Consider the following 15,456-nt stretch of genomic DNA (forward strand, 5'->3'; position numbering starts at 1 on the left):
TGTGATGTTAGAACAAATTTTACTAGGTACCTATACTCGAAGAGCCAGCCAAGGCATTTATAAAATTGCATTAGATACGACACAAGGTCGTTTAACAGAAGCGACACTTTTGTTAGAAGAAACGAGTCCTACCTATCTTGCTCTGAGTCAAAAGGGCGAACTTTTTAGCGTCACTAGTGTTGACGGTGAAGGTGGCACTGCCGCTTATCAACCAGAAATGGACCATTTTAACTTATTGAATAAAGTAACTGAGGAAGGTGCGCCACCATGTTATGTAGCTGTTGACGAAAACCGACAACTTGTCTATGCAGCAAATTATCACCAAGGTATCGTTCACGTGTATCGTATCTTAGAAGATGGTTCTTTGGAAGATGCTGACAAAGTGATTCATACAGAGCCAACTGGTCCTCATGAAAACCAAAACAATGCCCATGTTCATTACACAGATTTAACACCTGATCAACGCTTAGTCGTCTGTGATCTAGGAACCGATCGTGTGTATACGTATAATGTTAGCTTAGATGGAAAGCTTTCTGAAATCGCTCAATTCGTGACTGAGCCAGGGACTGGTCCACGTCATTTAGTGTTCCACCCAACAAAATCATTGGCTTATCTATTTGGTGAATTAGATAGCACTGTCTCAGTTCTTTCATATGATGAAACAGATGGTTCTTTCACTGAATTACAAAAAGTTTCTACTTTACCTGCTGATTATGATGCGTTTAATGGTGGTGCTGCAATTCGTATTTCTTCTGATGGCCGTTTCCTTTATGCTTCAAACCGTGGCCATAACTCGATTGCTGTCTATGCTGTTTCAGAAAACGGCGAAGCGATTGAACGAATTCAATTAATTTCAACAGAAGGCGATATTCCAAGAGATTTCGATTTAGATCCTTCTGAAGATTTCGTTGTTGTCGCTAATCAAGACTCTGATAATTTAACACTTTATCGTCGGAACCAAGAAACTGGCTTATTAGAAATGATTCAAAAAGATGTTGCCGTTCCCGAATGTGTTTGTGTTTTATTTGTATAATTAAGTTGACTATTTCCTTGGAAAATAACAGGAGTCAGATGCTAAATAATTTTTGCATCTGACTCCTGTTTTCTTATTTTAAACGATGGATTGTTTCTCTAATTCTTTAACGTATAGATAAAAAGAGCCAAAGTCTAAGCGATTCATTTGTAAAGATTCATGAATTTTTGTGAACCCTTTACTTTCGAAAAATCGAATCATTCTATGGTTTGTATGATTAGTTTGAGCATACATTTTACGTCTTCCTTCCCAGACTGCCCGTTTCTCCAATTCATGGAACAATAAACTGCCATAACCCTTGGCAATATAATTAGGCGAAGTTGCAAAGCGCTTTAGCCAAACAAAGTCTTGTTCCTGCTCCATACAGAACGTTGCCATTGAAAAAATCATTTCTTCGTGCACTAACAAATACAATCGTTTTTTTGTAATGTCTTCTTGGATATCTCCTTGAGAAGGATAGTCCTTTGTCCACTGTGTAATGCCCACAACGTCCATGTATGCCTTTACTTCTGTTAAAAATTGAAGAATCATCGGTAACTCTTTCTCATCAGCCACTCTAATTTTCATTGTGTATTCTCTTAATAAGGTAACAATAGAATCGACAAGACAATCACACTAATAATGCCAATGATGGTCGGTACACTCGTCCGTTTTAAAATTCTGATGGGACTAACTCCTACTGTTGATGCGACAATCATGACAACTGCTGCTACAGGAGAAATCGTTCTAGTTAAATTCGCGATCATCTGCATTGGCAAGGAAATTAAAATACCATCAATCCCAGCTTTTTCGGCAATCCCAGGGATTAGTTCGATAACCGCATAAAACATTGCCAGTCCACCACCGCTTAAAATTCCAAAAAGGGTCGTTGCACCGCTGAAAATTAAGGTCGTAACGATTCCTGCTGAACTTGACGCTTCGACAGATGCCATAATACTATCAATAATTCCTAACGTTTGAATCGCAGACGTGAATAATGAACCGCCTACGACAAGCATCACGACTTGACTAAACCCTTGCCCCATTCCTTTAAACATCTCGACAGCCGTATCTTGAACCTTTTTAAAAGATTTCAAGCGAAGCGTCTCAACCAATACCGCAATGAAGAAAGAAATAAATGTAAGAACAAAAATATCCATCGTTATTCCTTTGACAAACATTCCTGCGATTCCCACTCCAACAATTAATAATAGCGGTAATATTGGCAATATTGCATAAAATTTAGGAACATCAAATTCTTTTTGTTTGCTTAAGCCTTCTTCATTTAATGAGACATAGGCAGCCTCACCTTCTTTTTTATCGCAGTATTTTTGCCAGAAGTACTGTGCAACCGCAATGATTAATAACGATGGCAGCGAAATTTTGGCATTCCATACAACATAATTTAACACATCATAACCAAGGGTATTTGCGGCGATTACGTTATCCGCGCCTAAAGGTGTTGGCATGATAGTTGCCGTCATTGCAATCACACCTGCAGCAGTTAATGATGAAATCCCCATGCTGGCTAGCATCGGATATAATATAGACATTAAAATAATCGCTAAGCTTGATGCACTAGGAACTACTAGTGACATTAAATTTCCAATTAAAAAGACCACAGGGACAAATAACGATTTACGTTTAATCTTCATTAATGGTTTCACCAAAAAGTTGACAGCCATCTGATTGGCCCCGATTGCATTCATATAGCCTGAATAACCAAAAAGAATCATAATTACAATTCCTGCTGAACTCACTTGTGCAATAATTGTATCTTTAAACTTCAAGAAAATATCAAATAATCCAAAACCGGTTCCTTCTCCTGCAGGATAAATAGGATGTCCTAACATCCATGCACAGGCAAGTAGAACAAGCGCACCAATAATTAAACTGAGTGCGGGATGATAATTTTTTACAATCAAATAGGCTACAGCAACTAAAACGACCAATACCAATAAACTTTCAATCATACTTATCCTCCTTCAGTTAATTAACCGCTTTCATTTTTTCGACAACCCATTTTTGAAAAGCTTCAACATTTACATCTATACAGGCAACGGCATTCGTGTTTTTATGATACTTCATTTTTAAATCTGCAACAGTAGCTCCCGCAGCTGGACCTTCCAAAGCAACTTCAATGAACGTTTCAGTTGTCTCAAATAATTCTGGTGAAGTTAAATAGGCAATCGCGCAGACATCATGCATTTTCAAACCTGTAGTTAAACTGCCGCCTCTATAATGACGGAAAAGACCATAAAACATTTCCCCCACTCTGCCAAGCGCTCTGATGGCTGTTACTTCATGATTCGTTAACACAGCTTGACTTGTAACATCTAATCCTACCATTGTTAGCGGGACACCTGATTGGAAAACAATTTGTGCAGCGTGTGGATCGACATACGTATTAAATTCGGCACTTGTATTTGTATTTCCCCTTGCTAATGAGCCACCCATCATGACGATTTCTGCAATATTTTCTTTGACTTCTGGATAGAGGGTCAGTAACAAAGCAATATTCGTTAATGCAGCAATTGGAACAATGGTCAAAGGAACATCACTAGACAAAATTTCTTTTCGCATAGCTTCCACTGCATGAATATCTAAACACGTAGAGATAGGTTGCGGAAACTCAAAGCCATCCATGCCAGTCTCCCCATGAATCTCAGCAGAATCTTCCAATTGAATAAGTAACGGACAATTACACCCCTTGGCTACAGGAACCTTTTTCCCAAAAAAATCGACAAGTTTCAAAGCATTATTTGTTGTTTTTTCTACATCTACATTCCCTGCAACCGTCGTTATTAAGCGAACTTCTAGGTTAGGATGATTCAGTGCAATCGCTAAAGCTACAGCATCATCAATTCCTGGGTCCGTATCAATAATGATCGGTCTTTTCTTTGTATCCATTTTTCTTCCTCCATTCACATTTAGGAAAAACATTTCCGGAAACGTTTTCTTAATTTGAGATTAACAGCGCTTTCATTAAAAGTCAAGCAGAATTTCTAAATAATAAATAATTAGGCTTTTTCTTGACTTTCTGCTTTTAGAATGCTTACTATAAAAAAGAGTTCAGTGAAAGGACGAAAATGATGAATATTAAAGATATTGCAAAATTGGCTGGCGTTTCCGCTTCAACTGTATCCAAAATTATAAATAATAAAGATCAAACTATTAGTAAAGAAACCCGTGAGCGTGTCTTAAAAATTGTTCGAGATTACAACTACACACCTTACTCAGCAAATCTCGTCACAAATAGTACTACAAAAACCTTCGTGTTATTATTAAATAGCCATGAAACTTTTGAGGCTTGGGTTACGAGCTTTATTGATAAAGCTCAAGAAAATGGCTATAGCTGCTTGATTTTAAATAGTCACGGTAGTTTAGAACAAGAACTGAAAAATATTACCTCGCCAACTTTAAAACAAGCCAGTGGCATTATTTGGGACCCAATCAATGAAAACAGTAAACAATACGCGAAATTTATAGAAGAATTAACGATCCCTTACTATTTCGTCAATCACTCAACTAACGAATTGCCTTCTCTAGCGGGGCTTTATGAAGAAGCTAGTTATGTTTTAACCCAAGAATTATTACAGAATAACCATAAAAAAATTAGTTATTTCGTCACTAACCCAAAATATAAAGAAGCAATTATTGCAGGCTATAAAAAAGCCTTGTTTGATGTCAATTTACCCTTTAGTAAAGAAAATATTTTAACTACTATCCCTGCTGATTTCAGTAATCAGCTTATCACAGATGGGATTACGGGTATCCTTACCGATGACTATACCCAGGCTGTTTTTTTGGAACAGCTTTTAAAGCAGAGCGGTTTACGAACCCCCGATAATTACTCTTTACTCGCAATTAAGCGAAAAATTGATCGTTCATTTTTACCTGATCATATTTCTTCCGTCTTGTTAGATACAGAGACGTTTGGCAGCCAGTTAGCCTTGTTATTGCTTAACAAACGCAAAGAAAAAACAGCCTTGATTAATGAGGCTGAAAAATTGGTGCTAGATCACAAAAATACATTAGGCGTGTCTAGTGTTAATCCACATAGCAAAATGATTGTAGTGGGTAGTTTAAACGTTGATAATTATCTGTATTCAACAAATTTACCACATAACGGCAAAACAAATTTTCTGTCTAGCTATGCTAAATTCCCCGGCGGAAAAGGATTAAATCAAGCTGTTGGCTTAACCAAACTGGGCCATCAGGCCACCCTAATTGGTTGTTTAGGCTCAGACACAGATGCGAATTACTTATATAAAGAATTAGAAAAATACCACGTTACGACAGATGGTATCACACGTATTCAAGATACTGAGACTGGTCAAGCTTATATTTATGTTGAGACAAGCGGCGACTCCATGATTTCAATCTTACCTGGTGCAAACACAGCGCTTACGCCTAAAAAAATCGCACAGCAAAAACACCTATTTATGGATGCCAGTTTTTGTCTCATTCAAACAGAAATTCCTTTGTCTGCTGTTGAGAAAGCTTGTGAAATCGCCCAACATTCAGGGGTACCGATTATTTTAAAACCAGCTGCTATTCATCATATTCCAGTGAATATACTAGAAAAGGTTGATTTTTTCATTCCCAATGAAGATGAATTATTGGAACTTCAACCAGATACTGGTACATTAGAAGAGAAAGCGGCGTACTTCTTAGAAATGGGCGTAAAAAATGTCATTGTTACTTTAGGAAAAAAAGGCGTGTTATTAAAAACACCCCAAGTGTGCCACTATTTCCCTGCAACAGAAAATATAGCTGTGGATAGTACTGGTGCCAGTGACAGCTTTATCAGCGCGCTCGCCTCCTATCTTTCGAAAGGTTATCCGACTGAAGCAGCCATTCAAATAGCAATTCAGGCTGCAGGATTTTCAGTTTCTAAAGAAGGGGTGATTGATTCTTTAGTTGATCATGTCACTTTGGAAAATTATTTGATAAAAAAAGAACCCGCTCTCTTTGCTCATCGTAACGAGGTCAGGACAGATTTCTAAAAGGCTCAACAGAGACAACTGATTCCATGAAAAAAACAAATAAGAAGGAATTTCCAAAAATTCGCATGAAACATACTAGAATTGAAAAAGCCTAGTGTTCTTTAATTTGGGCAGGCCCATTCTTTCCCCATGTAAATACATTGCTTTCAACTGTTCCTTTTTTGCAGTGAAATAACTCAATTCTTAGTAATTTTCATGTAGAGATTGATGTGATTCGATCCTTGCCTCTCAAAGTCCTAATTGCGTCGAGTAATCATAGAGCAATCTTCGTCGTAAGCACTTCTGTCCCCACCGCTTATCAGTTTTTAAGCCTGGGAAAAAAATCACTTTGGATTTTTTCCCAGGCTCGTTTTTATTTTACAAATATACAGAACCATTCTTACGGTATTAATCTCCAGTGTTATCAATTTCTATACATTAGGTTACTCACCTATTAAAAAAATTTAGTGAGCGCCTGGTTATTAAATGACAGACCTTTGTCTTAGTACTACAAGTATTAAGCATTTTTATTACTTTTTTATTTAATAACTTTTATAATAAAAGAGAAATTATTTTTAAGGAGTGAGTCCTATAAAAACCCAGGATGCTATAAAAAAATATCTACTGTCAAAAAAAACACAAAAAAAGTTGGCTGTTTTTTTATATTTGGCTAAACAAACCAATCTTAATTTGTCTAGCGTTGCAAAAACATTCGATTTGTCCAATAAAAATTTATCAATCTATCTTCATGAAATCCAAGAAGACTTAGCCGAAATTAATGAAAGTACCTTAAAAATCCAAATAAATCATGGAAAAATTTCGTTACATACGTCTGAAAATGATTTTCTTTCTCATTATTTCTTATTGTTTAACTATTATTGTTTAAATTCTACTGACTTTATTCTTTTCCAAGCAATTATCAAAAAAGAAAACAATTCTGTCTGGAAAGTCAGTCAAGAAACAAATTTTAGTTCTTCTTATATTTATAAAAGACTCAATAATATTAATAAGTTACTAGCTCTTTACGGTATTTCGGTACATTTTTCACCTTCAGCTAGCAAAGTGATAAAAGGTACTGAGTTTCAAGTTATCTATGCATTCCTAGATGTTTATTGGACTATATTCTTAAATACTTTAGCCTTACCAAAGTATACGTCTACTTATTTTGAAGATATACTGACGCAACACATTAAACCAGAAATACTTGAACGGTTAGAGTTTGCTTCCCGATTAAAATTAAATTTACTCTTACACATTGCGAAATACCGCTTCCCCTATACTTGTGAAGTAGAACTCCAAAAAGAATTTGAAAAGCACCCTTATTTATCACTTTATTCGGAACCTACTCAAACTATCTTTTGTTGTCAATCAGATTTTTCAAAAACACAAAAAGAAGTCATCAATATCATTGCACCAATCGCAATTGATAATTTTGATTCAGCAAAACAAGCTGAATATTTACTGGCTTCTTTAATTGAAATTTCTTGTCCCGAATATTACTACGTAGATGCCTTACTAACCGATTTTTGCCAAGTTTTTCAGATTTCAGAAATGCGCGAAGTTGATCGTCATTACTTTTTACTTATTTTGTTTAAAAATGTTGTTTACAATCAACTGTTTATTTCTAAACAACCAAATACAGCAATTCTAGATTTCTTAGTCAATAAAAACAGTGCTAGCCAAAAGACTTTACAGAAGGAAATTTATGATTTTTATCAAAGTTTTTCAGGTAACTTCCCTTATCAATTAGAATTTAAAGACCAAGAAAATCCTAATTGGATATGCGAATTACTACTAAGAATCTATAAACATTATAGCCCACGTACTAAAATAAAAATTGGCGTGTCGTATTCTCGCGATTTTTACATTGCGAGTTTTATCATGATGAAAATTAAACAAGCGTTTAGTGAGGACATTATTTTTGAACGAACGAATTTTTTTACTTGCGACATTGTAATTACTGATTATCCTATATTTAATTTGCCTAAAAAAATTGAACGAATTTATATTTTAGAAGAAGAGTTAACCCGGGAAGATTGGGAATTAATTTTCAGTAAAATAAGTATCGCTATTTTCGATTTACAATAAAAAAGAACGAACCCAAAAATTAGTGTAGATTTCTGGGTTCGTTCTTTTTTTCTATTCAGTTAGTTATTCGTTTTTTCTATTAAATAGTGAATAAATAAATTACTGCAGCTAATGAAGCACCTAAGATAGGTCCCACAATTGGCACCCAAGAATAAGCCCAATCAGAATCACCTTTTGTTTTCACAGGAATAATTTGGTGCGCTAAACGAGGTCCTAAATCACGTGCAGGGTTAATTGCATAACCTGTAGGTCCGCCTAATGATAGACCTAGTCCTAAGACCAAAATCCCAACAAGCATTGGATTAATGCCAGCCGCTAAGTCGTTTTGAGAAAAGGCTAGTAAGCCAAAAACCAAGACAAATGTGCCGATAATTTCTGTTAAAACATTGGCTGGATAGTTACGGACAGCTGGACCAGTGGCGAAGGTTCCTAAAATAGCACCTTTGTCTTCTGTAATGTTCCAATGGGGTAAATAAGCTAACCAGACAACTAAACCACCAATAAAACCGCCTAGGACTTGAGCTACGATATAAGGTAAAACCATGCCCCATTCAAAGTTTCCAGTAATTGCCATCGCAACTGTTACAGCAGGATTTAAATGCGCTGGACTCATATACCCAGACATGTAAACAGCTAATGTAACAGCAGCGCCCCAACCTAAAGCAATAACGACCCAACCAGAAGCAAAGGCTTTGCTTTTCTTCAAGTTAACTGCGGCACAGACGCCATCCCCTAGTAAAACTAAAATCATCGTTCCGAAAAATTCACCGAATAATTGTGTCATCATCGAAGTTCCCATTTTTTCTTCACCCTACTTTCAAATTTTTTAAATCTGATTCTTCAATTACTTTTTCTAATGTTTCAATGTGTCGTGCTCTTTCTTCCGCTGTCCACTGATAATGCTGTGCCATTTCTTCAATGACTCCCGCTTTCACTTGGTCCAAACGATCACGCATAAACAATAAGTGGTTGGTCCGTCGCAATAAAAAGTCGACGGGTGTTAAAGCCATTTCTTCTTCCATCGCATAGTTTAAAGAGATAGTTTCTGTTAAGGTTAAACCAGGAATTACTTTGGCATCATCAATCATTTCAAAAACAGTTGGCACGTTGGAGCCATATAAATGAGCTAAGTATAGTGCATCTTTTTCACTTAACCCTTTAGATACGCCATGTTTTGCCAACGCTTCTAATTCTTCGTCTACCGTTGCAGGGTTCAATTTTCCGCCTGAAACTGGATAGTTTTTAGAATCAATTAAGGTGAATTCTTTTTGGTATTCTTCTGCTAAGATGGTTTGAATCATTTTCATCGCACCTTCTGCCATTTTACGATAATCTGTTAATTTCCCACCAGCCAAAGTGAGCAAGCCATCCGCTGATCTTTCCAATGAGCTGCCTCGAGAGACAGCTGAAGGATTGACTTTATTTTCCACCAAACTGTCTTCTAGATGGTTTAGGACTTCTTCAATTTCTCGTTTATCTGTTTGGTTTTTTTTGTATCTGTCAACGACATCAATGACTTCATCAATACTTTTATCTGAAAGTTTGCCATTGTTTCCCCCGTTATAATCTGAGCCACCGTTAGCAGAAATTAAAGGTCGTAAGCCAGCCCAGCTGGCTTCAATATCATCAATTGTTAATTGCACCTCTGGATAACGATTATTTACTACTTCCAATAGGTAATCCACATCACTTTGTTCTACTGTTGGATGTTGAAAATCTCCATGGTAATCTGTATCCGTCGTCCCAAAATATGTTTTTTCTTCTCTTGGAACAACGAAGACCATGCGGCCATCTTGTTTACCTGTATCAAAATACGTTGGTTGAGGAACATTTAAACGGCTTTTGTCGACAACTAAGTGGACCCCTTTGGTTGGACGCATTTGTGGTGTAAATGAATCATTTTTGTCTAAGCCTCTTAATTTATCTGACCAAGGACCAGTAGTATTAATCACAACATCTGCGTGAATCTCAAACTGTTCGTCAGTTAGTAGGTCCTTTGCTTGAATGCCAGTAATTTTCCCTTCATCATTGTATAAAAAGCCCACCGCTTGAACCCGACTCACAGCATGTGCCCCGTCAGCTACTGCTTGTTTAATATTTTCAATAACTAAACGAGCATCATTATTTCGGTAATCTAAATAAACACCGCCACCTTGTAGACCTTCACTTTTTAGTTGTGGCTCACGTGCCAAAACCTCGTCTTTTGTTAACAGATAGTTGGCGTACTTGGTACCTGTTACATCAGCTAACTGATCATATAAATCCATTGCTATTTTGACAGAAAATAGATTAAATGTTGCATTTGGCTCATCATAAATCGGCAATAACATGGGGTCCGCTTTAGGGATGTGTGGCGCAATGGATTGAACGACGGCTCGTTCTTTCACTGTATCTGCCACCACCTCCACGTCAAACGTTTTCAAATAGCGGATACCACCATGAACTAATTTGGTTGATCGTGAAGAGGTGCCCTCTGCGAAATCCTGCATTTCAATTAACCCTGTCTTCATTTTAGCGGCACTGGCTTGCAGGGCAACGCCTGCGCCAGTAATGCCACCACCAATAATTAAGACATCTAAGTGTTGTGTTTTTAAAGCGTCGATTGATTGTCGGCGTGTTTCTATTGAGAAAGTCATAGAAAATTCCCCTTTTCCATTTACTTATTTTTACGTTTGAATTGTTGGGTAGCTGCTACTGCTTGTTGCCAACCTTCATATAAATCTTCTCGTTCTTCTTCCGCCATAATGGGTTCAAATTGTTGTCCTTCTTCTTGGAATGCTTTGATTTCTTCTAAGTCTTTCCAGAAGCCAACCGCTAAGCCCGCCAAGAAAGCTGCGCCTAAGGCCGTTGTTTCTAAGTTATGGGCTCTTTGAACAGCAGTGTTTAAAATATCTGCTTGGAATTGCATCAAGAAATCATTGTTTGCTGCTCCACCGTCTACTTTTAAGACGGGAATATCTATGCCTGTATCTTCTTTCATCGTGTCAATAATGTCACGAACTTGATACGCAACTGCTTGAAGTGTCGCTTTGACAAAATCTTCTCTCGTGGTACCGCGTGTCAATCCAAAGACAGCCCCACGCGCTTGTGAATCCCAATATGGTGCACCCAAACCAGTGAATGCAGGAACCACATAAACTTCATTGTGCCCTGTTGATGCTTTGGCTACTGCTTCAGATTCCGCAGCCGTTTGCAACATTTTTAAGCCATCTCGTAACCATTGAATCGCTGAACCAGCCACGAAGATACTTCCTTCCAAGGCATAATATACTTTGCCGTTAATGCCATAGCCAATAGTGGTAAGCAGATTATTTTTAGAAAGTTGAGGTTCTTCGCCAGTGTTCATGACAATAAATGAGCCTGTTCCATAGGTATTTTTAACCATCCCAGGTTCAAAGGCCATTTGACCAAATAAGGCGGCTTGTTGGTCACCAGCCATCCCAGCGATAGGAACTTCACTTCCGTAAAAATGGTAATTTTTTGTTAGTCCATACACTTCAGAGTTCGAAACGACTTTCGGTAACATCACTCGTGGGATATTTAAAAGATCCAAAATTTCTTGATCCCAATCTAAATCATGGATATTAAACAACATCGTCCGACTTGCATTTGAATAATCAGTGACATGAGTATCTCCCGTTAATTTCCAAACGAGCCAAGTATCAATTGTTCCAAACATCAATTCGCCGTTTTCTGCACGTTCTTGTGCACCTTCTACATGATCTAAGATCCAACGAACCTTCGTTGCTGAGAAATAAGCATCAATGATTAACCCAGTTTTTTCATGAATCATTTCGCTGTAGCCATCTTCTTTTAGTTGATCGGCAATAGGTGTCGTTTGGCGTGATTGCCAAACAATTGCGTTATAAATGGGTAACCCAGTTGCTTTGTCCCAAACAACGGTTGTTTCCCGTTGGTTTGTAATCCCAATTCCAGCAATATCTGTAGGTTTCACTCCTGACTCAATTAAAGAACCTGCAATAACGGATTGAACAGAATTCCAAATTTCATTGGCATTATGTTCCACCCAACCTGCATTAGGGAAATATTGAGTAAATTCCTTTTGTGAACTACCAATTTTGTTTCCTTTTTTATCAAAAATAATTGCACGAGAACTAGTCGTTCCTTGATCAATCGCCATAATGTATTTTTCTTCTGCCATGATAATTCCTCCTAAACGTTTTTGAAATCGTTTTCTTTATGTCCCTATCTTACAAACAAAAGAATAACTAAACATGTCAAAAACTTTTTTTATTTTAAAAAAATTGAAAGGATTTCTACTAAAACCAACAAAGACAACGCTTTCAATAATATTTTTATTATCTCTAATTTTTCAATAAAAAGAAACATTTTTGTTTAAAAAAGCCTAATTTTCGACTTTTAGTTGTAAAAAGGCTGGTGCGAGGATCAGACAATTTCCGTCACACCAACCTTTTGTTTATTTCTCCCGCAAGGTACGTATTTTCTTTTTTAATTGTTGCACATCATAGGTCGAACTTAATTCTGACAAAACATAGACTTCCGGTGTTCCTTGATAGCTCGTTTGCTGATAATTAGTTACAATTAAATCATATGTTTGCTCAGGCTGATACCTCTCCACCAGCGTGCCATTCATATTTTTAAGACTGAGCATTAATACTTGTGTTAACGCCGCTTGATAAAGAGCATCCATTGCTAAGTGAATCCCAATTTTTATTTCACCAATCATTTTAAATTCAATTAATGCCAACACGCTTAAATATTTGACCAGAGAAAGTTCATGCAAACTATCTCCTGGTTGATACGTTTCATCAAAACAAGCTAAAGCTTTTTCTAATAACGTTGTTGAAAAAGAAGCTAATTCCCGACTAGATAATTGCTGTTCTTTTTCCCAGATATGGGCCCTATCAAAGACTTCCAATTCTCCTTTAAAAAAATACAGTTTTCCATGAATTTGTGAAAAATAGTAAGCCATGGTTTTCTCAAGAGTAGGTTCAAATTTATGGGGCCGATAATACAAGACCACATTTTCCAAGATAAACGTATCAGCTAAAGAAACAGCGGAACGACGTCCCCGAATTAAGGAATATTCATCAAAGGCTGATTCTGGTAAGACCGACATTGTGATTAGAAAAACAAAATGAATCATGCTTTCTCCTTCGTCTAATTCTAATGAATAGCGACTAGAAAAACGGAAAAACAATTGTCGAACTTGCTTAAATAACGGATCTTCTTTAAAATCAATCATTTTCTTTCTCAATTGTTGATATTTTTTTGAAGTGACCGCTAGGCGCTTTTTCGTAATACTCAACCAAAGGCTAACTTTTAACGCATTATGTTCATTAAAAGTAAAACCTAAGCCAGTCTCAATCCCTTCAATTATCCGTTTATTTAACGGGGACATCGTTTTTTTCTGGTGTGTTTCATAGGGAGTAATATACCAATACAACTGAAAGTAAAAGTAACGAATCTGCAATTCTTCTCCCTGTAGTTGTCCATTTTTTATTTGCAAATCAAAGGCGGCTAACAATTGATTGAGTTCTTTAATCTTTCGAAATAAAGAAGACTCACTAATCATAAATTTAGTCGTTAATTGAACAATAGAAAATTCTTTATTACGATATAAATAATCTAAAAGTTGAAATTTAAGAGACTCTTTTACAAATGCTTCAATTAAATGATTCAACGAAAAAAAATCCGATAAGGTGATTGATAGCTGTTGGCCATCATAAGTAAGCTGACAATCCTGTCCAAAAGGTTTCAAAAAATAATGTAAATCCTCTAAGTCTTTTTCAAAGGAGGCTTTTGTGACCGCTAAAAATGCTGTTAAATCAGAGACTGAGCAGGTACCGCCTGCTAAGATGGTTTGTTGCACCGTTAATAATTGTCGCATCGCTTTCTTTTCTAATAATGTCTCAACTTTCATCGTTCTCTCTCCAATAAGCCGAAGCACCCATCAAATTTGTAATATCATAAATATTGGTTAAGGAAGGTTGATAAAAATAATCTTTTTGTAATAGGTCTGTCAGTGTCTGACCTGTTTGGATACTTAATGCTAAAGTATTTATTTTTTCTAAACAATTGTTTTTTGAACAAAGCTGTGCCCCAAGGACCCGTTGCGTCACTTTATCATAGATTAATTTGCCTAAAATTTCTGTCCCATGTTGTAGAGGCGGCGCTGGCTGTCTAACAATTACGGAAACAAGTGTTTGCGGAAAAAATAAACCTTCCGTTTCGGTTAGACCTGTACTAGCAAGGTAATAGTCCCCCACTTTTGTTCCCATTGTTCGCAAAGAGCCAATGAATCGGTGTGTTTTTTCTTCTAAATTGTTGGCGACTACCAAGCCAGTTCGTACCGCATTGTTCACTAACGGAGCATAAAAAGTTTCCGCGACTGGTTCATTCATAACTGAAATGCAATCTCCGATGGCAAAAACATTCGGCACTGAAGTTTGTAAATAAGCATCCACCGCGATTGTCTGATCCAGATTCCGTTGAATTTTTTTATCCAAATAGGCTAATTGAGGATGTAAGTTTAAAGCAAAAATCCCACTGTCACAAGAAATTTTCTGTTCGCTTGTTTCAAGAACAATACTATTTGCTGTTTCTTCAATTCCTAGGACCGTTTCTTCAAAATGGAAAATTACTGCTTGTTTTTCCAAAGATTTTTGAACATCTGCAACCATTTCTTTATCAAAATATTTAGGCAATAGATTTTCTAAACTTTCAAAGACATGGACCGTTTTCTTCATTTTCACAAGAAAATCAATAGCTTCCATTCCAATGGGTCCTGCACCAATGACGGCTACTGTCTGGCTTTCTTCCAGTAATGGAACAGCCGCTAAAGCACCTGATAAAAATTTATATTTGAGTAGTTTTTCTGTTTGACTACCACGAATTTGCGTGGAAAACTGGCTCGCGCCTGTCGCTAAAATCAATTTATCATAAGAATACCACTGTTGCTCTTCCTTTCGTGCCCAAGCAATCAATTGGTTCTCAACATCCATTGCCACGACTTCTCTATTTAAAAGCAACTGAATCTTTTGACGACGTAATTCCTCTTCCGTTATGTAACGTGCTTCGTGTAATTCATTGATGGTATGATTAAAATACGCACTTAAGCCACCAGATAAATACCCCACTGTTGCTTGTTTGTCAATTAAAGAAATTTCTGCTTGGGGATATTTTTTCCTTGAAGCAATTGCTGCGGAAATACCTGCGAATGATGCACCAATAATCACAATTTTCATTTGTTTCCTCCTCTGTCAGGACCTACTATACTTCTCTCAGTTTATCATGATTAAAAAGAATGCTAAAGCAACAACTATAGTTTTCACTTAAAATAATTATTTTTGCTGAGCGCATTGCTTTTCAAGCACTTTCATTTTC

Annotated in this window: 11 protein-coding genes; 3 read left to right on the forward strand and 8 right to left on the reverse strand. The window is 36.8% G+C overall.

The window, feature by feature from the left end:
- The first annotated feature begins 4 nt into the window (after positions 1 to 4).
- Positions 5 to 1,033: a lactonase family protein gene (locus MKZ30_RS08065; RefSeq protein WP_002366856.1), complete on the forward strand. Its 1,029-nt coding sequence runs from the start codon at positions 5 to 7 to the stop codon at positions 1,031 to 1,033.
- A 78-nt stretch (positions 1,034 to 1,111) separates the two neighbouring features.
- Here the strand turns inward: MKZ30_RS08065 and MKZ30_RS08070 are convergent, their stop codons facing one another.
- From MKZ30_RS08070 to rihC, 3 genes are read right to left on the reverse strand one after another with little or no spacing between them, the layout of a single operon-like run.
- Positions 1,112 to 1,600 carry a GNAT family N-acetyltransferase gene (locus MKZ30_RS08070; protein ID WP_002407510.1) on the reverse strand — a complete coding sequence of 163 codons (489 nt, stop codon included), beginning with the start codon at positions 1,598 to 1,600 and terminating at the stop codon, positions 1,112 to 1,114.
- 11 nt (positions 1,601 to 1,611) lie between these two features.
- Positions 1,612 to 2,985 carry a C4-dicarboxylate transporter DcuC gene (dcuC, locus tag MKZ30_RS08075; RefSeq protein ID WP_002419926.1) on the reverse strand — a complete coding sequence of 458 codons (1,374 nt, stop codon included), beginning with the start codon at positions 2,983 to 2,985 and terminating at the stop codon, positions 1,612 to 1,614.
- Positions 2,986 to 3,001: 16 nt separating this feature from the next.
- A complete protein-coding gene (rihC, locus tag MKZ30_RS08080) occupies positions 3,002 to 3,955 on the reverse strand; it encodes a ribonucleoside hydrolase RihC (RefSeq protein ID WP_002383111.1) in 954 nt (317 codons plus the stop codon).
- 146 nt (positions 3,956 to 4,101) lie between these two features.
- Here rihC and MKZ30_RS08085 point away from each other — a divergent pair, with 146 nt between their 5' ends.
- Both MKZ30_RS08085 and MKZ30_RS08090 read left to right on the forward strand, forming a co-directional pair.
- Entirely contained in the window at positions 4,102 to 6,021 is a 1,920-nt protein-coding gene (locus MKZ30_RS08085; RefSeq protein WP_033601028.1) for a PfkB family carbohydrate kinase, read from the forward strand.
- 561 nt (positions 6,022 to 6,582) lie between these two features.
- Positions 6,583 to 8,088 carry a helix-turn-helix domain-containing protein gene (locus MKZ30_RS08090; RefSeq protein WP_033601027.1) on the forward strand — a complete coding sequence of 502 codons (1,506 nt, stop codon included), beginning with the start codon at positions 6,583 to 6,585 and terminating at the stop codon, positions 8,086 to 8,088.
- A 79-nt stretch (positions 8,089 to 8,167) separates the two neighbouring features.
- Here the strand turns inward: MKZ30_RS08090 and MKZ30_RS08095 are convergent, their stop codons facing one another.
- The 5 genes from MKZ30_RS08095 to MKZ30_RS08115 form a co-directional block, all read right to left on the reverse strand.
- On the reverse strand, positions 8,168 to 8,887 hold the full coding sequence (locus MKZ30_RS08095; RefSeq protein WP_002357140.1) for an MIP/aquaporin family protein: 720 nt from the start codon (positions 8,885 to 8,887) through the stop codon (positions 8,168 to 8,170).
- A 7-nt stretch (positions 8,888 to 8,894) separates the two neighbouring features.
- Positions 8,895 to 10,724: a type 1 glycerol-3-phosphate oxidase gene (gene glpO, locus MKZ30_RS08100; RefSeq protein WP_033601026.1), complete on the reverse strand. Its 1,830-nt coding sequence runs from the start codon at positions 10,722 to 10,724 to the stop codon at positions 8,895 to 8,897.
- 20 nt (positions 10,725 to 10,744) lie between these two features.
- The gene (gene glpK / locus MKZ30_RS08105) at positions 10,745 to 12,250 is read right to left on the reverse strand and encodes a glycerol kinase GlpK (protein ID WP_002357138.1); all 1,506 of its coding nucleotides are present in this window, start codon (positions 12,248 to 12,250) and stop codon (positions 10,745 to 10,747) included.
- A gap of 276 nt (positions 12,251 to 12,526) precedes the next feature.
- Positions 12,527 to 13,993 carry an AcpB/EbpR/MafR family transcriptional regulator gene (locus MKZ30_RS08110; protein WP_002385844.1) on the reverse strand — a complete coding sequence of 489 codons (1,467 nt, stop codon included), beginning with the start codon at positions 13,991 to 13,993 and terminating at the stop codon, positions 12,527 to 12,529.
- Positions 13,983 to 15,317 carry an FAD-dependent oxidoreductase gene (locus MKZ30_RS08115; RefSeq protein WP_010816610.1) on the reverse strand — a complete coding sequence of 445 codons (1,335 nt, stop codon included), beginning with the start codon at positions 15,315 to 15,317 and terminating at the stop codon, positions 13,983 to 13,985. The genes MKZ30_RS08110 and MKZ30_RS08115 overlap by 11 nt, the downstream gene beginning before the upstream one ends.
- Positions 15,318 to 15,456: the final 139 nt, after the last annotated feature.

This window comes from Enterococcus sp. LX10 (genome assembly GCF_023539285.1).
In the GTDB taxonomy this organism is placed as follows: domain Bacteria; phylum Bacillota; class Bacilli; order Lactobacillales; family Enterococcaceae; genus Enterococcus; species Enterococcus faecalis.

Coding starts and splice junctions, on each gene's coding strand:
- MKZ30_RS08065 (WP_002366856.1), top strand. CDS start 5: ATGTTAGAACAAATTTTACTAGGTACCTATACTCGAAGAGCCAGCCAA.
- MKZ30_RS08070 (WP_002407510.1), bottom strand. CDS start 1,600: ATGAAAATTAGAGTGGCTGATGAGAAAGAGTTACCGATGATTCTTCAA.
- dcuC (WP_002419926.1), bottom strand. CDS start 2,985: ATGATTGAAAGTTTATTGGTATTGGTCGTTTTAGTTGCTGTAGCCTAT.
- rihC (WP_002383111.1), bottom strand. CDS start 3,955: ATGTTTTTCCTAAATGTGAATGGAGGAAGAAAAATGGATACAAAGAAA.
- MKZ30_RS08085 (WP_033601028.1), top strand. CDS start 4,102: ATGATGAATATTAAAGATATTGCAAAATTGGCTGGCGTTTCCGCTTCA.
- MKZ30_RS08095 (WP_002357140.1), bottom strand. CDS start 8,887: ATGGGAACTTCGATGATGACACAATTATTCGGTGAATTTTTCGGAACG.
- glpO (WP_033601026.1), bottom strand. CDS start 10,724: ATGACTTTCTCAATAGAAACACGCCGACAATCAATCGACGCTTTAAAA.
- glpK (WP_002357138.1), bottom strand. CDS start 12,250: ATGGCAGAAGAAAAATACATTATGGCGATTGATCAAGGAACGACTAGT.
- MKZ30_RS08110 (WP_002385844.1), bottom strand. CDS start 13,993: ATGAAAGTTGAGACATTATTAGAAAAGAAAGCGATGCGACAATTATTA.
- MKZ30_RS08115 (WP_010816610.1), bottom strand. CDS start 15,317: ATGAAAATTGTGATTATTGGTGCATCATTCGCAGGTATTTCCGCAGCA.